This is a genomic window from Vibrio taketomensis, assembly GCF_009938165.1.
GTDB classification, from domain to species: Bacteria; Pseudomonadota; Gammaproteobacteria; order Enterobacterales; family Vibrionaceae; genus Vibrio; species Vibrio taketomensis.
In genome coordinates this window covers 2367332-2388484 of record NZ_AP019649.1, presented here as the reverse complement: position 1 = coordinate 2388484, position 21153 = coordinate 2367332, and the positions used below count along the sequence as shown (strand labels likewise).

The 21153-nt window shown below is 45.2% G+C and carries 12 protein-coding genes, 3 tRNA genes, 3 rRNA genes and 1 other annotated feature; of the genes, 11 read left to right on the top strand and 7 right to left on the bottom strand.

What is annotated here, in order from left to right:
* Positions 1–180 precede the first annotated feature (180 nt).
* Positions 181–2133, top strand: a complete 1953-nt coding sequence (gene sltY / locus Vt282_RS11040) for a murein transglycosylase (protein WP_162063387.1) — start codon at positions 181–183, stop codon at positions 2131–2133.
* A 15-nt stretch (positions 2134–2148) separates the two neighbouring features.
* On the top strand, positions 2149–2445 hold the full coding sequence (trpR, locus tag Vt282_RS11035; protein ID WP_162045680.1) for a trp operon repressor: 297 nt from the start codon (positions 2149–2151) through the stop codon (positions 2443–2445).
* Between the two features lie 55 nt (positions 2446–2500).
* Here the strand turns inward: trpR and yjjX are convergent, their stop codons facing one another.
* The 7 genes from yjjX to Vt282_RS11000 all read right to left on the bottom strand — a co-directional run bounded on the left by yjjX (position 2501) and on the right by Vt282_RS11000 (position 10913).
* Positions 2501–3034, bottom strand: coding sequence for an inosine/xanthosine triphosphatase (yjjX, locus tag Vt282_RS11030; RefSeq protein ID WP_162063386.1), 534 nt, complete (start codon positions 3032–3034; stop codon positions 2501–2503).
* Positions 3000–5342: a putative bifunctional diguanylate cyclase/phosphodiesterase gene (locus Vt282_RS11025; RefSeq protein ID WP_162063385.1), complete on the bottom strand. Its 2343-nt coding sequence runs from the start codon at positions 5340–5342 to the stop codon at positions 3000–3002. The genes yjjX and Vt282_RS11025 overlap by 35 nt, the downstream gene beginning before the upstream one ends.
* Positions 5326–6372, bottom strand: coding sequence for a polyamine ABC transporter substrate-binding protein (locus tag Vt282_RS11020; RefSeq protein ID WP_232055052.1), 1047 nt, complete (start codon positions 6370–6372; stop codon positions 5326–5328). The genes Vt282_RS11025 and Vt282_RS11020 overlap by 17 nt, the downstream gene beginning before the upstream one ends.
* A gap of 160 nt (positions 6373–6532) precedes the next feature.
* Positions 6533–7711: a prephenate dehydratase gene (gene pheA, locus Vt282_RS11015; protein ID WP_162063384.1), complete on the bottom strand. Its 1179-nt coding sequence runs from the start codon at positions 7709–7711 to the stop codon at positions 6533–6535.
* 14 nt (positions 7712–7725) lie between these two features.
* Positions 7726–7845 (bottom strand) — a sequence feature (Phe leader region).
* Between the two features lie 107 nt (positions 7846–7952).
* Complete coding sequence (gene hpf, locus Vt282_RS11010; RefSeq protein WP_162045682.1) at positions 7953–8282, bottom strand: ribosome hibernation-promoting factor, HPF/YfiA family; 330 nt, start codon at positions 8280–8282, stop codon at positions 7953–7955.
* A gap of 342 nt (positions 8283–8624) precedes the next feature.
* Positions 8625–10061 carry an MltF family protein gene (locus Vt282_RS11005; RefSeq protein WP_162063383.1) on the bottom strand — a complete coding sequence of 479 codons (1437 nt, stop codon included), beginning with the start codon at positions 10059–10061 and terminating at the stop codon, positions 8625–8627.
* Positions 10062–10187: 126 nt separating this feature from the next.
* Positions 10188–10913: an outer membrane protein assembly factor BamD gene (locus Vt282_RS11000; protein WP_162063382.1), complete on the bottom strand. Its 726-nt coding sequence runs from the start codon at positions 10911–10913 to the stop codon at positions 10188–10190.
* A 130-nt stretch (positions 10914–11043) separates the two neighbouring features.
* Here Vt282_RS11000 and rluD point away from each other — a divergent pair, with 130 nt between their 5' ends.
* From rluD to Vt282_RS10955, 9 genes are all read left to right on the top strand, one after another.
* Entirely contained in the window at positions 11044–12021 is a 978-nt protein-coding gene (gene rluD / locus Vt282_RS10995) for a 23S rRNA pseudouridine(1911/1915/1917) synthase RluD (RefSeq protein ID WP_162045683.1), read from the top strand.
* A 1-nt stretch (position 12022) separates the two neighbouring features.
* The gene (gene pgeF, locus Vt282_RS10990) at positions 12023–12748 is read left to right on the top strand and encodes a peptidoglycan editing factor PgeF (RefSeq protein WP_162063381.1); all 726 of its coding nucleotides are present in this window, start codon (positions 12023–12025) and stop codon (positions 12746–12748) included.
* A gap of 127 nt (positions 12749–12875) precedes the next feature.
* Entirely contained in the window at positions 12876–15449 is a 2574-nt protein-coding gene (gene clpB, locus Vt282_RS10985; protein WP_162063380.1) for an ATP-dependent chaperone ClpB, read from the top strand.
* Between the two features lie 475 nt (positions 15450–15924).
* Positions 15925–17464, top strand: a 16S ribosomal RNA gene (locus Vt282_RS10980).
* Between the two features lie 62 nt (positions 17465–17526).
* Positions 17527–17602, top strand: a tRNA-Ala gene (locus tag Vt282_RS10975).
* 3 nt (positions 17603–17605) lie between these two features.
* Positions 17606–17681, top strand: a tRNA-Glu gene (locus tag Vt282_RS10970).
* Between the two features lie 264 nt (positions 17682–17945).
* Positions 17946–20810, top strand: a 23S ribosomal RNA gene (locus Vt282_RS10965).
* An 85-nt stretch (positions 20811–20895) separates the two neighbouring features.
* Positions 20896–21010 (top strand): 5S ribosomal RNA (rrf, locus tag Vt282_RS10960).
* Together the 16S, 23S and 5S rRNA genes with 3 tRNA genes alongside form the textbook arrangement of a ribosomal RNA operon.
* Positions 21011–21054: 44 nt before the next feature.
* Positions 21055–21131 (top strand) — tRNA-Asp (locus tag Vt282_RS10955).
* The last annotated feature ends 22 nt before the right edge of the window (positions 21132–21153 follow it).

The window sequence follows — 21153 nt, the reverse complement described above, 5'->3', positions numbered from 1 at the left end:
TGAGCATATCGCTTTATACCCAGCGGAAATAATTAAAATACTTTTTATACCCGAGCCTTTGAGGTCACTTGAGTATAGAAGTTGTTTATTCCAAGCAGCCCGTGCATTCAGCTTTATCAGTTTGCCGTCTTACGGGAATGCTTAGAACGGACAAATCGATTCTCACTAGGACGAGAACACATGACGCCAAAAATTCCTAAGACGCTGTATCGTCTTCCTTCATCGTTAGTCGTTATCTCTGCGATGATCTACAGCGCAACTGGCAGTGCTAGCTCGCATAGCACCTTGACACAACAACGAGATTGGTATGACCAAGCTCAAACTTTATTGGATAAGAAACAGGTCGATGCGTATCTCGCGATGCGAGATAAGATCGCGAATTATCCATTGACGCCTTACGTGGACTATCGTGCATTTTTAGTTGACCTAGACCAAAAGTCACCGCAACAAGTGGAAGGTTTCATCGAACAATACCGTGATTTTCCTTTCTCTAAGCGAATTCGAGCCCCATATATTGATCGCTTAGCCAGCAATAAACAGTGGACCAAGCTGCTGGAGTTTCAAACCGAGTTACCCCGTGGTGAGAGCTACCAATGTCATTATTACTATGCTCAGTTGAAAACGGGTCATTCACAGCTCGCTTTTAAAGGTGCGGAAGATATGTGGTTGCACGGTAGCAGTGTTTCCAAGGCATGTGATCCGTTATTTGATGCTTGGGATAAAGCTGGATTGCGCACTGATCAGTTAGTGCTGGAGAGAATGTTGCTGGCTTTCGACGCTCGAAATGGCAGTTTATTAAAGTACCTATCCAAGCAATTGTCTTCATCGAAAGCGAAGCAGCAAGCGCAGCATATGTTGGCTCTTTTTAATCAACCCAACAGTGTTGAAAAGTTTGCCAAGCAACAAGCAGTGAATGATTTTAATCGACAACAGAGTGAAATGGCGCTGGAAAAATTGGCGCGAATGGATGTTGTTGATGCCCAGCAGGCATGGGCGAATGTGGTGAAGAGTCAAAAGATCCCAGCCAAGCAGGCTCAGGCATTAGCGGACTATATTTCGTTTCGCTTAATCAATACGGACTCTAGCACTTTACAGAAATGGCGTGATCAGCAGATTACCACGTCAAGTAACGTGAAATTGATTGAGCGGCGAGCGCGTTTAGCGATTCAGCAAGCCGATTGGCCTGGGTTGATACAATGGATCGAATTGTTACCAAGTCAAAGCCAAAACAATTTACGTTGGCAGTATTGGTTAGCGCGCGCAGAGCTTGCTGAAGGAAAGCAGAAGCAAGGAAAAGAACGCTTAGAGAAAATTGTCGGTAAACGTAATTTTTATAGCGTCGCCGCGGCAAGAGAATTAGGTCGTTCAATTGATTACCCGACGTCTACGCTTGAGCTCGATATGTCACTTGTCAAACCGTATAACAAAGCCCTGCTTCGTATTGACGAGTTAATTGCGCGCGACAAGATAAGCGCAGCCAAAAGTGAATGGCGTCACCTGCTGCGTAGAGTCGATAAACAACAGCAGGAAATGCTCACTGCTTACGCGGCGCATAAAAATTGGCATCACTTAACCGTCACAGGCAGTATTGAAGCCAAAATGTGGGACAACGTGAAGTTGCGTTTTCCGCTTGCTCATCGCTGGTGGTTTAACTTCTATGGTGAAAAACACAATGTTGATCCAATCACTCTCATGTCTCTAGCGCGTCAAGAGAGTGCGATGGATATTGAGGCTAAATCACCAGTAGGGGCCAGAGGTATCATGCAAATCATGCCTTCAACCGCAAAATACACAGCGCGTAAATACGAGTTATCGTATCAAGGCAGTCATGATTTGTATCAGGTGGGTAAAAACATCGAGATTGGCAGTCGCTACTTGCAGAGTTTGTTGGATAAATACGATAACAATCGAATTTTTGCGTTCGCTGCGTATAATGCTGGGCCAGGAAGAGTAAAAACGTGGCGTGGAAGAACGCAGGGAAAATTAGATGCTTACGCATTTATCGAAGCTATCCCGTTCAATGAAACGCGAGGTTATGTTCAGAACATTTTAATGTTTGAACTTTACTATCGAGATCTGCTCAGTGCAGACGGCGCTTTTCTCAAACCAAACGAAATGAAGACTAGCTATTAAGTGGGCGCGTAAAACATGTCACAACAACCTGAGTATACTGACTGGCAACAAATCCTCGATTTGATGAAACAAAGTATGGAAAAAGAGCAGCATGAAGTCCTGCTAACTATGCTTTTAACGCCGGATGAAAGAGACTCATTAGTCGCTCGAGTCAATATTTTGCGAGAGTTGTTACGAGGTGAATTATCTCAGCGTCAAATCAGTCAGATGCTGGGGGTTGGTGTTGCGACCATCACTCGAGGTTCGAACGAGCTGAAATCCAAAAGCGAGCAAGAAAAGCAAGCGATAATCGAGTTGTTAGACAGCAAATAAAGACGAATTAAAAGGCACCCAATGGTGCCTTTTTTCTACTGAGCGGGTTTGAATGTTACAAGTTAGCTGAGTAGTGATTTGGGTTGGTAAAAGGAATGAGAGCCAGAATCAAGGCTTGATGATAAACTGAGCTACGAGTTAGCTGATGCTGAGTTAACAAGCCGATGGCTCCACCTTGCTGTTTAATATTGGTGGTATTGAAGGTTTGGTCCATAACCGTACCTAATTCCATCTTTGCTGATAACTGTGAGGCCACTTTGGGCGGTAACATCATACTTGCAGAGCGAGATTGGCCTCGATGCGTGTCTGATTCGATCACCATCCACGCGAACGTGACGCCCTCTTCGACGCCCGCTTCTAAACCCACGTAGTAGTTGGCATCATGGCGCAGTAATTTTGCATTGCGTACACGATTGCATGCCCCTTGATAGGTTTCACTATCACTCATGGGTTGCTCGGCAACCTCACTGGCTACGCTCACACCAATGAACTCAAAATCCTGTTCGGGAAACGTGGATTCAAATGCACTTTTTACCGCGTTGATTTTTGCTGGGTTAAGCGAGGCGACTATAACAGTTTTGCAGGACATCCTTCTCTACCTTTTGGGATATGACGAAATGCTTTAACTGGCTAAGTTCAACGGGAGGAGAGAGATAATAACCTTGCATGTAATCGCATTGATTGTCTGCAAGCCATGTATGCATATCTTCTGACTCAATACCCTCGGCCGTCACAATCATCGATTGTGAATGGCATAGATCGACGAGAGGTTTGATCACTTTCCGATTGTCTGTTTTGATTAGCGCAGCTAAGAATTCACGATCTAACTTAATTTTTTGTACCGGATATTCTACTAGTTGTGCGATGGAAGTATAGCCTGAACCAAAGTCATCTATCGTGAGTTTAAAACCCATGGTGGTCAGTTCGTGGAGTAAAGAATAACTTTGAGAGTTAGTTGCAAACGTTTCGGTGATTTCAAAGTCAATCAAGTGCGGAGTGACTTGGTATTGAATCGTCACTGTTTGAATAAACTCTGCGAGTTGTTTTGAGTCCAACTCAGCAGAAGAGAGGTTGATTGAAAGCTGAATGTCATGCTCAACACTGGATTGTATGTGGGCAAAGTCCTGAAAAGCGTGCTCTATTACCCATCGGTCAACGGTGCCAAACATACCGATTTGTTCGGATATCGGAATAAACTCTTCAGGAGGCACGCTACCTAATTTAGGAGAGTCCCATCGAAGTAATGCTTCGACGCCAACGATTTTATCGCCAGCTCGGTCGTAGTACGGTTGATAGCGTAACGAGAACTCTTTATTAAACTCACCACAACGCAGTTCACGTTCGATTTGAGTTTGCCGACGTATTGTTTTATCTAGCTCTGGAGAGTAGTGAGAAATCTGGTTTTTGCCGGCTCCTTTCGCTTGGTACATCGCGGTATCGGCATTTGAAAGCAAGCCTTCAAGGGTTTCTCCATCTGTTGGGTATGTTGCGATACCAATACTTGCAGTGATTGGAAAGCGATTCAGTGAGGACTTTGAGTTGCGCTTTAACGGATTAAGAATCGCCTGAGCAAGCATGTCAGCATGGGCCGCGGTTTCTTTTGCCATGATGAAAATAGAAAACTCATCACCGGATAGCCGCGCTGCGAGGCATTTTAGTTGATGAAGATTCTGCCAGTCATAACATAAGTGATTAATGTGGTTAGCAAAATTTATTAGTAATTCATCACCGACACTATGTCCGTATTTGTCATTCACGTACTTAAAATTGTCTAAGTCGATATAAAGCATCCACGCCTGATGGTTAGCGGGGTTAAACGACAAGCACTTATCGACATAAGTCTGAAATTGATATCGGTTTGGTAAACCCGTGAGATGGTCATTTTCTGCCAACACTTTGGTTTTTTGATAGCTTGATTGCAACTCTTGATACATCGAGTAAAAGCGTTGAGATAACCGGCCAATTTCATCATTGCTTTGGAGTTTTTCGATGTTATATCTTTGGTTTTTCTCGACTTCTAGTAATTGACGGTCAAGTTTGGCTAATGGACTGGTTACGTGACGATAAAGCAACATCAATAAGATTAATAAAGTCACAAACGAAGATGAAACGAAAAACAGCAACAGTTTACTTTTGATTTTAATTAGCTGTTCATCTACTAAGTATTTTGCTGGGTCAAGGGTCGCGAACAGGCCTGATTTGAGTTCAATAGATTGAGTAAGCCCAGACTCTTCAACAGGGTGAGCGGTAAAGAAGATTGAACTGTCATTGTCGAACTCGATGAGTCGTTGTAGTTGATCAAAGTGCTCTAGAGTCAAATAAACCACAAAGTAAGCAGGGTAATTAGTTTGGTTGTTCGGCGTCAGTAAGGCCTCGTTCTCTATGGTTTGGTAATGGATGAGAATGCTTTGACCTTGGGCGTTTTTGCTATAGCCGATATGCTCTTTATCACCACTCTGCTGAAACACGTCTTTGACGTAAGCCAATGCTTTGGGGTCAATTTGCGAAAATGGATCATCTTGATTGTCGACAAAAAAACGAGTCTTGAGTTTATTGTCGAGTATGGCGATACCAATAGAATCTTGAGAAATGGACTGAAAGCTGTCTATGATACGTTGCATATTATCTAACATGTCTATTTCAATCAGTGGATTGCTTTGATGTTGTAAGTACTGCCGTACGATCTCGCTTCGGGACAGGGTCTGGGCGTAGCTATTAACTAATGCGTAAGATTGCCTGAAATGACCAGCGAGTTTTTCCATTGTCAGTTGAAGATAGCTGTGTTCTCGTTTGATTAATGCGTCTTGTTGGTTTTGATAGATGCCGTAGCTAGAAATTGCTGCACTTAATAAAATTACCGGCGCTACCAATAATAAGACTCTAGTATTGAGCTTCATGAATATTTAATAGTTGGGTCAAAATCTTTGCTCTCAATCGAATATTTTCCGCCGATAGTGCGCTGTCGATTTTTCCTTCCGTCAGTATTTTTTCTTCTTGCTGCCATAATGCATTATTTAAGTACCAATCCGGCATAAGTTTTAACGCACTTACATTGGTCGTTGCAGCTTTGATGTCTGTTGCATTGATTGCAGCAATTTTTGGATCAGCTAGAAAATTTAACAGCTGTTTTGCTTGTATTTTTTTCGCAGAGTTTTTACTTATCGCCCAACAGTCCAGCCAAATTAGGGGTTGCTCAAGTGGTTGGATAAATTGCCAATGATGGGTGTTTTGCACTTTGTTGAGTTGATGCTCGTCACCGCTATAGGCTAATGCCATATGCAGTTCATCTTGTTTATGGTGAGTGATGTAACTAAGCGGGTATTCGTATGTCAGTATATGGCGACTAAACTGTTGCATTGCAGCGTAGCTGTTTTTTAGTGCGTTTGAATCGGCGGTATACAGGTCATGTTTTTGACTAAGCAGAAATGGGACAAAGCTGTCGGTAGTATCGTTAAGCATTCCAATATGCCCGGATAGCTCCGGTACTGGATTGATAAACTGTTGCCAAGTCTCTGGAGGCGAGGGCACTTTGTCTTGCCGATAGACAACACCGAGAGTGCCCCAAAAGTATGGCTGTCCATAATCACCGCACATTTGATTCCAAACTTCATTATGGTGTTGGCGGTTAGTGAGTTGTGACAGATCAGTCAGTTTTTCTAAATTGCCAAAAACATTAGTCGCAATGTTATCCAAGATTAATACATCGAAGTGCTGGTGGCGGTTGTTCGTCAACAAGGAATCTCTATCATCATCGTTGTCGAAATATGTGATATTGAGAGTGATATTGGTTTGCTGATGCCAGAGGTCAATGACTTGTTCTGATAGTGTGTCTTGCCACATCAACAAGTTCAGTTGTTTCGCAACGACCGAATTGCTGTATAAAAATGCCAACACAATGGAAAAAACAGGTAGGGGCTTCAAAGTCATAGCGGAGTTACCGAATCCTTATTTATATTGGATAACGCCGAGCTTTGTAGAGTCTAACACCGACACACAGCAGCAAGCTCATTGAGGTTTGGCATGCTATTAAGAAAGCGGCTGTATGTCAGGTGTGAAATGTGTTTTTTTTGAGCGAAGTAAAATTAATTCACATTAATTTTACTTGGGTCGGTTTGATGTTTTCACTTGGGTAACAACCCAACACTTTTAAGTGCTTTGTTATTTTAGTCAGTTCAGCTAGCGCATTTTGCATGTTGTCTGCACCTAAGTGGGCATCTACATCCACATAGAACATTTCTTCCCAAGGATTCCCCATAATTGGGCGAGATTCGAGCTTTGTCATGTTGATTTGGTAGCGTTGCAGTACAAGCAATGTTTCTACCAGTGAACCTGCCTCTTGTGAGGTAGACATGATGAGCGTTGTTTTCGCTGGAATCTGAGCTGATACTTCGACCGGTTTTCTTGCTACAACTATAAAGCGCGTATGGTTTTCGGTTTGGTTGGCAATGTTACCTTGAATCGATTGTAGGCCATAAATTTTGCCGGAAGACGCATTGCCAATGGCAGCAACGTCTTTACGATTTAGCTCGCGTACTTTTTGCATTGCATCCGCTGTGCTGGCACAGGTTTTTAGTTCGATATTTTTTAGTCGACCAATAAATTCACTGCATTGTTGGTGCGGTTGAGGGTGTGAATAAAGCGTGGTTAAGTCTTCTAAACGAACATCGTCAGTGGCAACTAAACAATGTTCAATCGGTAAGGTGATCTCCCCAACGATGTACAGTGTGGTGTGTTGCAGTAGATCGTAGACTTCATTAATCGAACCCGAACTGGTGTTTTCGATCGGTAACACTCCAAAATCAGCATGACCTGACTCTACGGTTTTTGCGACTTCTCTAAACCCATCACAGTTCAACTCAATGAGCTCAGTATTTTTACGACTGAAATATTCGCGGCTAGCTAAATGAGAGTAGGAACCTTTTGAGCCCAAGAAAGCGACACGAGCCAGTGGTTTTCGACTGAGTTCTGGGTTGGCTAAGTTTTGTAAATAAGCCTGTTGAAGTAAGACTGAGTCTTCAATAATGGTGTGAAACAGCTTGGTGATGTATTGGGCATCAAGGTCGTATTTTTTTAAGCCATTATTGATAAGCTTTACCAAAAGTTGTTGCTCACGCTCTGCATCACGAATGGGCTTTGCGGTTTCAACTTTGCTTTTGGCAACTTCAATACTCATCTTACGACGTTCAGACAAAAGCTGTAGAAGTTTGTCATCAAGCTCGTTGAGTCGAAGTCGAATTTCATCAAGTGAGTATTGCTGTTCAGTCATTTTAAGATCCTTACATGAAAAAGCCTCCCATTTAGGGAGGCTTCCTATTCGTTTTTGACTTATCTTTCGAAAACGAGTTAGCCCCCAAGATTACTTGAGAAAAAACAAGTCAAAAAAGAATAGTTGAGAGCGTTGCATAATATTTCTTCATTTCCTAAGTTCTTCAACACAATAAGCAACCGAGTTTTCAGCGTCAAGCAAAAAAATAGCGCCTATCGGCGCTATTTCTCTGCAAAGTGGATTATTCCGCTTCTTCCTCTTCGAGCTCAGGTTTATCAGTACGACGAGCTTCGGGTTTGTGGCGTAGTTTGTTTAGCTGACGTTCTAGCTTCTGTTCGACCTCATTAACGGCAGCGTATAAATCTTCATGAATGGCGGAAGCGACGAGCTTGCCTTTTGGAATAGTAATAACCGCCTCAAATTTCATCTGTTTGTTTGGCTCTTCGCTGAACGAAGTTTGACAGCCAATAATGTCTACTTGCCACTTTTCAAGCTTCTTAAATTTGCTCTCAATGTGATTGCGGATTGCAGAGGTGATTTCAATATTTTTACCAGTGATGTTTACTTTCATAGATGTTTTCCTCTGTAGCATCCCTCATGGGTTAACTCAGATTACTGATTCAACCATGAAAAATGTGATTTATATCACATAAAGTCGCAACTTTTTTGCTCTCCAAGCCATTTGTGATCTTACTCAAAGTGTCTTGGTTTATTCATGCAAAAAAGCTTGTGAAAGTAAAAAAACGCGCTAGATTGGTAAAGGTATCTAGCTAAAAATCCGCAGTTTTTTAGGGCATTTATGCGGCCTAAATAAAGTCATCGTTCAATTCTTGCTCAGTCACTAAATGTGATCCCTGTCATTTTGTTTTCTATACGCGCTAACCATTTCTCAACCTAGTGGCGATGAGTGATGTTAACGTTGAGATTCAATCGGAAAAATCAGCGGTGGAGAGTCGTTGCTGCGGATAGCTGCTTTTTGCAGTTTGGACAATTGGGTATAGATGATGAAGTAGCGATTAATGTTGGATACGTAGTGAACGGGTTCTCGGCCTATGTTACGCCGTGTAACGATTTCGACATTCTTAAACCATTTGTTGTCATCGAATCCTTGTTGTCTCGCTATTCGGCGCATTTTTAGGATGTTGCCGGGCCCTGCGTTATAAGCTGCCAGAGAAAAATAAACTTGGTTCTCTTCGTTTATCTCTCTATCTCTAAAATATCGATTCTTAAGAAAACGGAGGTATTTCACCCCCGCATGTACATTATTATCCAGTCGATAAATATTACGAATGTTGATGTTAGGGTCACGAGCTGTACTAGGTAAAACTTGCATAATCCCAACGGCACCTTTCGGTGATACCTTACTCTGGTCGAGGCCTGACTCTTGATAACCTTGAGCAGCAATCATAAGTGGATCGAAATCGTATTGATCTGAATAGCGAACGAATACCTGAGACATCGAATTTAGTTTTTCAATGTTCTTAGGATTAAGTAACGCCTTTAGCCAACCAGTGTTATTCAGATATTTTCCATAAATTACATTCCCCATTAATGTACCTGAGCGATATTTACTTAGGTATTGATCCACAAATTGCTTGAGCTTTGGGCTGTCTTTACGCATCGCCCATGCAATCTGACCTTGCTCTCTTAACGGAACGGAAGTATGTGCTTTTAAGTGGCGCATTACACGTAACCACAGTTTGGCTTTATGGCTATCGAGTACAGTGGCTGAAATGATCCCTTGATTGACCATCTCCATAATTTCGTAGTCTTGCAGGTTTTCATCTAAAAAGTGTACGACGACTGGCGGTTTGCCGACGATATTAAGTTTATGGTTGAGCGCTTGTAGGCTCTCAAAGTAGCTTGAACTGGCTCTGACCCATATTTCTTTGCCACTGAGTTGGTTGATGGTTTTAAATGACGGTTGGGTGCGGTTGGTAATTACCCATTCTTCTACATCACGTCTGATGGGAATACTAAAAGATACCTTTTTCTCTCTTTGTGGGGTGATAGTGAGATTCGCCACCGCTAAATCACCGAGACCTTTTTCTAATGAAGGCAGAAGCTCATCTCGAGTTACGGGGATGATTTGCAGATTAAGGTACGAAGATCGCTGTTTAAGCCGTTTTTCAAAATGATAGAGCAGTTCTGCCAAAATACCTCTTGGTTGGCCGGCTTCGATATAATAAAACCCAATATCAGCAGCAACCAACACGCGAATCACCCCTTGTTTTTCTAGTGCGGGAAGATCGCCAAAGTGAGGGTCTTTGTCTAAAGGACTTAATGAGAGTGCGTAGCTAAAATGAGTGCTAAGCATGAGTATGACGGAAACTATGAGAGTGCGAAGCATTGTCTGACCTTTCTACTTTTTGTCTTTTAAAAGTAGTCGTTTCCAGCAATTTTGCTTGGCTTACCACCATAAAAAAGCCATGCAGTAACGCGTGGCTTTGGCATCAGAGTGAGTGTTTATTGCAACTTAAATTGGGTTTAATACCATGAGTTCGCGAGTTCGCTCAACAGCTTCAGTCAATCCAAGTTTTTCGTATGCTTCAAGCTGAATCGCAAGAGATTTACGTGCTGCTTCCGTATTCGGGAAGGTTTTTTGTAACTCTTGACAGCGATTAATGGCAGCAATCCATGCTTCACGACGTAAATAGAAATCTGCAGTCGCTAGGTCATACTCAGCAAGGCGATTTTTTAACGCGTACATGCGCTTTTGGGCGTCTTCGGCATAAGGGCTATTTGGATAACGTTCTAATAGTTTCTTAAAATCAGCAAAAGCGGCTTTTACCGGCTCTGGATCTCGGTCAAAACGATTCATATTGAACAGATCGTGCATGAAGTTACGATCTTGCGCCATGTAAGTTAACCCGCGCATATAGAGTACCCAGTCCAATTTATCGTTGGTTGGGTTGAGGCGAGTAAAACGTTCAATGGTGGCCAAACCTAATGCTAAATCATCATTTTTGTAATAAGCGTAAATTAGGTCGAGCTGAACTTGTTCAGAATATGGGCCAAACGGGTAGCGAGAATCAAGCGCTTCGAGTCTCTCAATCGCGGTTGTCCAACTACCTTCTTGCAGTAATGTCTGAGCTTCGGTGTAAAGCTCTGACGGTGGAACATCTGGAACAATCTCTTCGCTGCTAGTACAACCGACGAGTAAAGTAAGTGCCAATAATCCAGATAAACTATGCTGTTTCATGTCAGGAGTCGATTCCTTGAAGTAAATAATTCTCTCGCTTCCGTTACTTTCTTGTCGGTAGCAGATACAATGGAGCAATATTCTTCCATACTAGTGACAATTAGTCCCATAGTTTTTAAAAAAGTTCGATATGGCTCAGCAGATTGAATTAACAGATACAGTAAAAGATAGTCAACTAGGTCAACGTCTTGACCAAGCTATCGCAGAAATTTTTGCCGACTTCTCTCGTTCGCGACTCAAAGAGTGGTTGCTTGCGGGTAAAGTACAAGTTGACGGCGAGGTCGTAACCAAACCGCGTACTAAGGTAATGGGCGGCGAAATCATCACACTACAAGCGGAGCTTGAAGATGAAGAGCGCTGGGAAGCGCAAGATATCCCATTGGATATCGTCTACGAAGATGATGACATCATTGTAATTAACAAGCCGCGTGATTTCGTGGTGCATCCAGGTGCGGGTACGCCAGATGGTACAGTGCTTAATGCATTGCTACATCACTACCCTGACATCGCGGAAGTACCTCGTGCGGGTATTGTGCACCGCCTAGATAAAGATACTACCGGTTTGATGGTGGTGGCGAAGACCGTTCCGGCACAGACTCGCCTTGTTCGAGCGCTACAAAAACGTAATATCACCCGTGAATACGAAGCGATTGCCATCGGTCGTATGACTGCGGGCGGAAAAATAGACAAAGCAATTGGTCGCCACTCGACTAAGCGTACCTTGATGGCAGTAAGCCCAATGGGTAAACCAGCCGTGACGCACTACCGTGTGGCTGAACACTTCCGTGAACATACACGTATTCGCCTTCGTCTAGAAACCGGCCGTACGCACCAGATTCGTGTGCATATGTCATACCTGCAGCATCCACTGCTAGGCGATGCTGCATACGGCGGTCGTGCTCGTATTCCAGCAGGTGCAACGCAAGAATTGACGGATATGATTCGTGGCTTTGACCGTCAAGCACTGCACGCAGTGATGCTACGTTTTGAACACCCAATCACAGGTGAAGAGCTAGAATTCCACGCTCCAGTGCCTGATGACATGGTGGCAATGACGGAAGCGCTGCGCCAAGATGCTCAAGAGCACGGTTTAGAAGAAGAGTACTAATATGTCGCTGATTATTCCTAACTGGAAAGTGCCAAAGCAGGTGAAAGCGATTTCGACCACGCGTCTGGGTGGTTATTCTGCTGCGCCTTATCAAGGCTTCAACCTTGGTAGCCACGTTGGGGATGATTTAACGACAGTATTGAGTAATCGCCAAGCATTGATAGAACTCGCTTCTATGCCAAGTGCGCCGATTTGGTTAAACCAAACACACTCAACCGAGGTGGCAAAAGTTAATCAACCAACAAATTCAATTTTGGATGCAGATGGTTTGTTTACTTCAGTTCAAGGTGTGGTGTGCTCTGCGATGACGGCAGATTGCCTACCCGTATTATTAACCAATACTCAAGGTACACAAGTTGCAGCGGTGCATGCTGGATGGCGCGGGCTGGCACATGGCATTGTGGAAAATGCAGTCGAGATGTTTGATGGTGAAGTGATTGCATGGCTCGGCCCTGCGATTGGTCCTTCGGCATTTGAGGTTGGTGAGGATGTTTTAGAAGCATTTTGCGATTTCGATCCACAAGCCAGTACGGCATTTAAACCTACTGGCAGCGTTGGAAAATGGTGGGCAAATATGGACCAAATTGCCGCGCAGCGCTTGAACAAACTTGGCGTTAGCCAAGTGTTTGCCAGTGGCATGTGTACGTTTTCTGATCCCGAGCGATTCTACTCTTATCGCCGTGATGGCGTGACAGGGCGTCAAGCCAGTCTCATCTGGATTGAATAATGCTTTAGGTAATATTAGGTTGACTATATGTCAGCCTTTTTTCATTTTTACGCTCTTGAAAAACATTGTCAGCGTAGCCATCTTTCTACTGTTATTAGATTTTCTCAGTTGAGTTAGGAAGGTTGAAATGCGTCTAGACAGATTTACTAGCAAGTTCCAAATCGCTATTTCTGACGCGCAGTCTTTGGCGTTAGGTCGTGATCACCAATACATTGAACCAGTGCACCTGATGGTGGCGCTGATGGACCAAAATGGCAGCCCGATCCGTCCGCTATTGACGATGCTAAGCGTTGATGTTTCTCAAGTACGTTCAAAACTAGGAGAGATGCTAGATCGCTTACCGAAAGTCAGTGGTATTGGTGGTGATGTGCAGTTGTCAGGTAGCATGGGCACGTTGTTTAACATGTGCGATAAGATTGCTCAAAAACGCCAAGATACCTATATCTCATCCGAAATCTTCCTACTTGCAGCAATTGAGGATCGTGGTCCGCTAGGGGCACTGCTTAAAGAGTTTGGTATTACCGAGAAAAAAGTCAGTGATGCGATTGATCAGATTCGAGGTGGTCAAAAAGTTAATGATCCTAACGCAGAGGAAATGCGTCAAGCGTTAGAAAAATTCACCGTGGATCTAACTGAACGGGCAGAGCAGGGCAAGCTTGATCCAGTTATTGGGCGTGATGATGAAATTCGTCGTACCATTCAAGTATTGCAACGCCGAACTAAAAATAATCCAGTTATCATCGGTGAGCCTGGTGTAGGTAAAACCGCTATTGTTGAAGGTCTCGCTCAGCGCATCATTAATAATGAAGTGCCAGAAGGTCTGCGCGGCCGTCGTGTCCTGTCATTAGATATGGGCGCACTGGTTGCGGGTGCGAAATATCGTGGTGAGTTCGAAGAACGCCTAAAATCGGTATTGAATGAACTTGCCAAAGAAGAAGGTAACATCATTCTATTTATTGATGAAATTCATACCATGGTCGGCGCAGGTAAAGGCGAAGGCTCAATGGATGCCGGTAACATGCTAAAACCAGCCCTAGCTCGTGGTGAACTGCACTGTGTGGGTGCCACTACGCTCGATGAATATCGTCAATATATGGAAAAAGATCCGGCACTAGAGCGCCGTTTCCAAAAAGTGTTGGTGGATGAACCAACGGTAGAAGATACAGTGGCGATTTTACGTGGTTTGAAAGAGCGTTATGAGCTTCACCATCACGTTGAAATTACTGACCCTGCGATTGTGGCAGCCGCAACGTTGTCTCATCGTTATGTATCAGACCGTCAGTTACCAGATAAAGCGATTGATTTGATCGATGAAGCTGCATCAAGCATTCGCATGCAGATGGACTCAAAGCCAGAATCTCTAGATAAGCTAGAACGTAAAATTATTCAGCTTAAGATTGAGCAACAAGCACTGGTTAACGAGCAAGATGAGGCGAGCGAAAAACGCTTAGATATCCTCAATCAAGAACTGCAAGAAAAAGAACGTGAGTTTGCAGAACTGGAAGAAGTGTGGAATACCGAGAAAGCAGCACTATCTGGTACACAACATATTAAGACTGAATTAGAACAAGCGCGTCTTGATATGGAGCTAGCTCGTCGTGCCGGTGATTTGAGTCGTATGTCTGAATTGCAATATGGACGTATTCCAGAGCTTGAGAAACAACTTGATTTGGCAACTCAAGCTGAAATGCAAGAGATGACGTTATTGCGCAATAAAGTCACTGATGCAGAAATTGCCGAAGTATTGTCGAAACAGACGGGTATTCCTGTGTCGAAAATGCTCGAAGCTGAGAAAGAAAAACTGCTGCGTATGGAGCAAGTGCTGCACAAACGTGTGATCGGTCAAAAAGAAGCGGTAGAAGTGGTTTCCAATGCGATTCGTCGTAGTCGTGCGGGGTTATCAGATCCAAATAAACCAATTGGTTCGTTCTTATTCTTGGGCCCAACGGGTGTGGGTAAAACTGAACTTTGCAAAACACTGGCTAACTTTATGTTTGATAGTGAAGATGCAATGGTACGTATTGATATGTCGGAGTTTATGGAGAAACACTCTGTTGCTCGATTGGTTGGTGCGCCTCCAGGCTATGTTGGTTATGAAGAGGGTGGCTATTTAACCGAGGCGGTTAGACGCAAACCTTATTCAGTAATTTTGTTAGATGAAGTTGAAAAGGCGCATCCGGACGTGTTTAACATTCTGCTGCAAGTACTCGATGATGGTCGTTTAACTGATGGTCAAGGCCGTACGGTAGATTTTCGTAATACCGTTGTAATTATGACGTCGAACTTGGGCTCCTCTCGTATTCAAGAGAACTTCAATACTTTGGACTACCAAGGTATTAAGGATGAAGTAATGGAAGTGGTTACCAAACACTTTAGACCTGAGTTCTTGAACCGTGTTGATGAGAGCGTGGTATTCCATCCATTAGGTGAAGACCACATCAAGTCGATTGCTGCGATTCAACTACTACGTTTATCAAAACGCATGGAAGAGCGAGGCTTCCATATGGAAGTATCAGAAAAAGCGTTGGATCTTATCGCTCAAGTAGGGTTTGACCCAGTGTATGGTGCACGTCCACTAAAACGTGCCATTCAGCAAAGTGTTGAAAACCCATTGGCGAAAGCGATTCTTTCAGGACGTGTCGTCCCAGATAAAACGATTAAGTTGATCGTACACAACGACCAAATAGTGGCTCATCAATAAGGCGACTGATAGGAAAAGGGCTGTTAAGCCTTTTTGTTTAATAATTGCGTGATTTGATTAAATAGCAGACAAACGATTCTTGGTGCACAAAATAACAGTTGTCATCGTAAATTTTGTCCCTATAATCCGCTCTCGTTGTCACGGGATACCGAGCTAAATAGCAAGACGACAGATGGTCTAAGAAAGTTAATTAACTTTCAGAGAAATAACCAAAAAGTGTTTGACACCAAAGGTTATATCGCTAAAATGGCCGTCCGCTTTGAGAGAAAGACTTAAAGCAGCTCTTTAACAATATAAACCTATCAATCTGTGTGGGCACTCGTTGATGATAATCCAATTAGAAACTTCCTCTAAATGAAGAGGGGCTTCAAATTGATTTCAATGAACTGAGTGACCAATTCGATACTTAGTATCGGCACAGTCAATTCAACATTACTATGTAATGTAATCAGTATTCATTGAGTCACAAAATCTTAAATTGAAGAGTTTGATCATGGCTCAGATTGAACGCTGGCGGCAGGCCTAACACATGCAAGTCGAGCGGCAGCGACAACATTGAACCTTCGGGGGATTTGTTGGGCGGCGAGCGGCGGACGGGTGAGTAATGCCTAGGAAATTGCCCTGATGTGGGGGATAACCATTGGAAACGATGGCTAATACCGCATGATGCCTACGGGCCAAAGAGGGGGACCTTCGGGCCTCTCGCGTCAGGATATGCCTAGGTGGGATTAGCTAGTTGGTGAGGTAAGGGCTCACCAAGGCGACGATCCCTAGCTGGTCTGAGAGGATGATCAGCCACACTGGAACTGAGACACGGTCCAGACTCCTACGGGAGGCAGCAGTGGGGAATATTGCACAATGGGCGCAAGCCTGATGCAGCCATGCCGCGTGTGTGAAGAAGGCCTTCGGGTTGTAAAGCACTTTCAGTCGTGAGGAAGGTTGGTAGTTAATAGCGTACGGATTTGACGTTAGCGACAGAAGAAGCACCGGCTAACTCCGTGCCAGCAGCCGCGGTAATACGGAGGGTGCGAGCGTTAATCGGAATTACTGGGCGTAAAGCGCATGCAGGTGGTTAGTTAAGTCAGATGTGAAAGCCCGGGGCTCAACCTCGGAATTGCATTTGAAACTGGCTGACTAGAGTACTGTAGGGGGTAGAATTTCAGGTGTAGCGGTGAAATGCGTAGAGATCTGAAGGAATACCGGTGGCGAAGGCGGCCCCCTGGACAGATACTGACACTCAGATGCGAAAGCGTGGGGAGCAAACAGGATTAGATACCCTGGTAGTCCACGCCGTAAACGATGTCTACTTGAGGTTGTGGCCTTGAGCCGTGGCTTTCGGAGCTAACGCGTTAAGTAGACCGCCTGGGAGTACGGTCGCAAGATTAAAACTCAAATGAATTGACGGGGCCCGCACAAGCGGTGGAGCATGTGGTTTAATTCGATGCAACGCGAAGAACCTTACCTACTCTTGACATCCATAGAACTTAGCAGAGATGCTTTGGTGCCTTCGGGAACTATGAGACAGGTGCTGCATGGCTGTCGTCAGCTCGTGTTGTGAAATGTTGGGTTAAGTCCCGCAACGAGCGCAACCCTTATCCTTGTTTGCCAGCGAGTAATGTCGGGAACTCAGGAGACTGCCGGTGATAAACCGGAGGAAGGTGGGGACGACGTCAAGTCATCATGGCCCTTACAGTAGGGCTACACGTGCTACAATGGCGTATACAGAGGGCTGCCAACTCGCGAGAGTGAGCGAATCCCAAAAAGTACGTCGTAGTCCGGATTGGAGTCTGCAACTCGACTCCATGAAGTCGGAATCGCTAGTAATCGTGGATCAGAATGCCACGGTGAATACGTTCCCGGGCCTTGTACACACCGCCCGTCACACCATGGGAGTGGGCTGCAAAGAAGTGGGTAGTTTAACCTTCGGGAGGACGCTCACCACTTTGTGGTTCATGACTGGGGTGAAGTCGTAACAAGGTAGCGCTAGGGGAACCTGGCGCTGGATCACCTCCTTATACGATGATTATTGCGATGAGTGTCCACACAGATTGATATGTTTAGTTAGAGCATTTTTAGTGGGGCTATAGCTCAGCTGGGAGAGCGCTTGCCTGGCAGGCAAGAGGTCACCGGTTCGATCCCGGTTAGCTCCACCATGTGTCCCGTTCGTCTAGAGGCCTAGGACACCGCCCTTTCACGGCGGTAACAGGGGTTCGACTCCCCTACGGGATACCATCTTTAAAAGCATTTACATTTAGTGCTATTAAAAATGGTGTTTTCTTCGGAATGCACATTGCTCTTTAACAATTTGGAAAGCTGACAAAACAACAATTTATTGTTGTTTGTAAAGTTCTCAAAGTATTCATTTATTGAATACAACTAAAACACATTCAAGTGTTCTTGGAATTTGAGTCCGGCAAAATCGAGTCTGCATCATGTATAAAATTGCAGACAACTTTGGTGATTTGAACATCAACTCGAAACTCCTTCGGGTTGTATGGTTAAGTGACTAAGCGTACACGGTGGATGCCTTGGCAGTCAGAGGCGATGAAGGACGTATTAACTTGCGATAAGCCCAGATTAGCAGTAAAAGCCACTTGAGTCTGGGATTTCCGAATGGAAACCCACTTACATAAGTAAGTATCGTTACGTGAATACATAGCGTAACGAGGCGAACCGGGGGAACTGAAACATCTAAGTACCCCGAGGAAAAGAAATCAACCGAGATTCCGAAAGTAGCGGCGAGCGAAATTGGACTAGCCCTTAAGCTTTACACGCGTTAGACGAACGGTCTGGAAAGTCCGACGATACAGGGTGATAGTCCCGTAGTTGACGATGTGTGTTCAGTGAAATCGAGTAGGGCGGGACACGTGTTATCCTGTCTGAATATGGGGGGACCATCCTCCAAGGCTAAATACTACTGACTGACCGATAGTGAACCAGTACCGTGAGGGAAAGGCGAAAAGAACCCCTGTGAGGGGAGTGAAATAGAACCTGAAACCGTGTACGTACAAGCAGTAGGAGCACCTTCGTGGTGTGACTGCGTACCTTTTGTATAATGGGTCAGCGACTTATATTCAGTGGCAAGGTTAACCATCTAGGGGAGCCGTAGGGAAACCGAGTCTTAACTGGGCGTTCAGTCTCTGGATATAGACCCGAAACCAGGTGATCTAGCCATGGGCAGGTTGAAGGTTGAGTAACATCAACTGGAGGACCGAACCGACTAATGTTGAAAAATTAGCGGATGACTTGTGGCTAGGGGTGAAAGGCCAATCAAACCTGGAGATAGCTGGTTCTCCCCGAAAGCTATTTAGGTAGCGCCTCGGACGAATACTACTGGGGGTAGAGCACTGTTAAGGCTAGGGGGTCATCCCGACTTACCAACCCTTTGCAAACTCCGAATACCAGTAAGTACTATCCGGGAGACACACGGCGGGTGCTAACGTCCGTCGTGGAGAGGAAACAGACCGCCAGCTAAGGTCCCAAATTATAGCTAAGTGGGAAACGATGTGGGAAGGCTTAGACAGCTAGGATGTTGGCTTAGAAGCAGCCATCATTTAAAGAAAGCGTAATAGCTCACTAGTCGAGTCGGCCTGCGCGGAAGATGTAACGGGGCTAAGCTATAAACCGAAGCTGCGGCAATAACTTTTAGTTATTGGGTAGGGGAGCGTTCTGTAAGCCGTTGAAGGTGTGTTGTAAAGCATGCTGGAGGTATCAGAAGTGCGAATGCTGACATGAGTAACGATAAAGGGGTGAAAACCTCCTCGCCGGAAGACCAAGGGTTCCTGTCCAACGTTAATCGGGGCAGGGTAAGTCGACCCCTAAGGCGAGGCCGAAAGGCGTAGTCGATGGGAAACGGGTTAATATTCCCGTACTTCTTACAATTGCGATGGGGGGACGGAGAAGGCTAGGTGGGCCTGGCGACGGTTGTCCAGGTTCAAGTGCGTAGGCTTAAGAGTTAGGTAAATCCGGCTCTTTTAAGGCTGAGACACGACGTCGAGCTACTACGGTAGTGAAGTCATTGATGCCATGCTTCCAGGAAAAGCCTCTAAGCTTCAGATTGTAAGGAATCGTACCCCAAACCGACACAGGTGGTCGGGTAGAGAATACCAAGGCGCTTGAGAGAACTCGGGTGAAGGAACTAGGCAAAATGGTACCGTAACTTCGGGAGAAGGTACGCTCTTGACGGTGAAGTCCCTCGCGGATGGAGCTATTGAGAGTCGCAGATACCAGGTGGCTGCAACTGTTTATTAAAACACAGCACTGTGCAAAATCGTAAGATGACGTATACGGTGTGACGCCTGCCCGGTGCCGGAAGGTTAATTGATGGGGTTAGACTTCGGTCGAAGCTCTTGATCGAAGCCCGGTAAACGGCGGCCGTAACTATAACGGTCCTAAGGTAGCGAAATTCCTTGTCGGGTAAGTTCCGACCTGCACGAATGGCGTAATGATGGCCACGCTGTCTCCACCGAGACTCAGTGAAATTGAAATCGCTGTGAAGATGCAGTGTACCCGCGGCTAGACGGAAAGACCCCGTGAACCTTTACTACAGCTTGGCACTGAACATTGACCCTACATGTGTGGATAGGTGGGAGGCTTTGAAGCAAGTACGCCAGTATTTGTGGAGCCGTCCTTGAAATACCACCCTTGTAGTGTTGATGTTCTAACGTCGACCCTAATCGGGGTTACGGACAGTGCCTGGTGGGTAGTTTGACTGGGGCGGTCTCCTCCCAAAGTAACGGAGGAGCACGAAGGTGGGCTAATCACGGTTGGACATCGTGAGGTTAGTGCAATGGCATAAGCCCGCTTAACTGCGAGAATGACGGTTCGAGCAGGTGCGAAAGCAGGTCATAGTGATCCGGTGGTTCTGAATGGAAGGGCCATCGCTCAACGGATAAAGGTACTCGGGGATAACAGGCTGATACCGCCCAAGAGTTCATATCGACGGCGGTGTTTGGCACCTCGATGTCGGCTCATCACATCCTGGGGCTGAAGTCGGTCCCAAGGGTATGGCTGTTCGCCATTTAAAGTGGTACGCGAGCTGGGTTTAGAACGTCGTGAGACAGTTCGGTCCCTATCTGCCGTGGGCGTTGGAGAATGAAAGGGCTGCTCCTAGTACGAGAGGACCGGGTGGACGAACCTCTGGTGTTCGGGTTGTGTCGCCAGACGCATTGCCCGGTAGCTAAGTTCGGAATCGATAACCGCTGAAAGCATCTAAGCGGGAAGCGAGCCTTGAGATGAGTTCTCCCTGATACTTTAAGTATCCTAAAGGGTTGTCGGAGACTACGACGTTGATAGGTCAGGTGTGTAAGTGCTGTGAGGCATTGAGCTAACTGATACTAATTGCCCGTGAGGCTTAACCATACAACACCCAAGGGTTTTGATTGGACTCAAATAGAACATTGAATGTGTAAGAACTGAAAAACAGCTTTCCGAATTAAAGAATTTGCTTGGCGACCATAGCGATTTGGACCCACCTGATTCCATGCCGAACTCAGAAGTGAAACGAATTAGCGCCGATGGTAGTGTGGGGCTTCCCATGTGAGAGTAGGACATCGCCAGGCTTTAAATTATGAACACTTGTCAACGACGACAAGTAGTCCACTGCGGAGTGGTAGTTCAGTTGGTTAGAATACCGGCCTGTCACGCCGGGGGTCGCGGGTTCGAGTCCCGTCCACTCCGCCACTTATTTAGAGTTTCAGCTCTT

Bases quoted from the DNA above. Each gene is read 5' to 3' on its own strand.
- clpB (WP_162063380.1), top strand. From the start codon at position 12,876: ATGCGTCTAGACAGATTTACTAGCAAGTTCCAAATCGCTATTTCTGAC.
- hpf (WP_162045682.1), bottom strand. From the start codon at position 8,282: ATGAAAGTAAACATCACTGGTAAAAATATTGAAATCACCTCTGCAATC.
- Vt282_RS11025 (WP_162063385.1), bottom strand. From the start codon at position 5,342: ATGAAGCTCAATACTAGAGTCTTATTATTGGTAGCGCCGGTAATTTTA.
- yjjX (WP_162063386.1), bottom strand. From the start codon at position 3,034: ATGTCCTGCAAAACTGTTATAGTCGCCTCGCTTAACCCAGCAAAAATC.
- rluD (WP_162045683.1), top strand. From the start codon at position 11,044: ATGGCTCAGCAGATTGAATTAACAGATACAGTAAAAGATAGTCAACTA.
- pheA (WP_162063384.1), bottom strand. From the start codon at position 7,711: ATGACTGAACAGCAATACTCACTTGATGAAATTCGACTTCGACTCAAC.
- Vt282_RS11020 (WP_232055052.1), bottom strand. From the start codon at position 6,372: ATGACTTTGAAGCCCCTACCTGTTTTTTCCATTGTGTTGGCATTTTTA.
- sltY (WP_162063387.1), top strand. From the start codon at position 181: ATGACGCCAAAAATTCCTAAGACGCTGTATCGTCTTCCTTCATCGTTA.
- Vt282_RS11005 (WP_162063383.1), bottom strand. From the start codon at position 10,061: ATGCTTCGCACTCTCATAGTTTCCGTCATACTCATGCTTAGCACTCAT.
- trpR (WP_162045680.1), top strand. From the start codon at position 2,149: ATGTCACAACAACCTGAGTATACTGACTGGCAACAAATCCTCGATTTG.
- Vt282_RS11000 (WP_162063382.1), bottom strand. From the start codon at position 10,913: ATGAAACAGCATAGTTTATCTGGATTATTGGCACTTACTTTACTCGTC.
- pgeF (WP_162063381.1), top strand. From the start codon at position 12,023: ATGTCGCTGATTATTCCTAACTGGAAAGTGCCAAAGCAGGTGAAAGCG.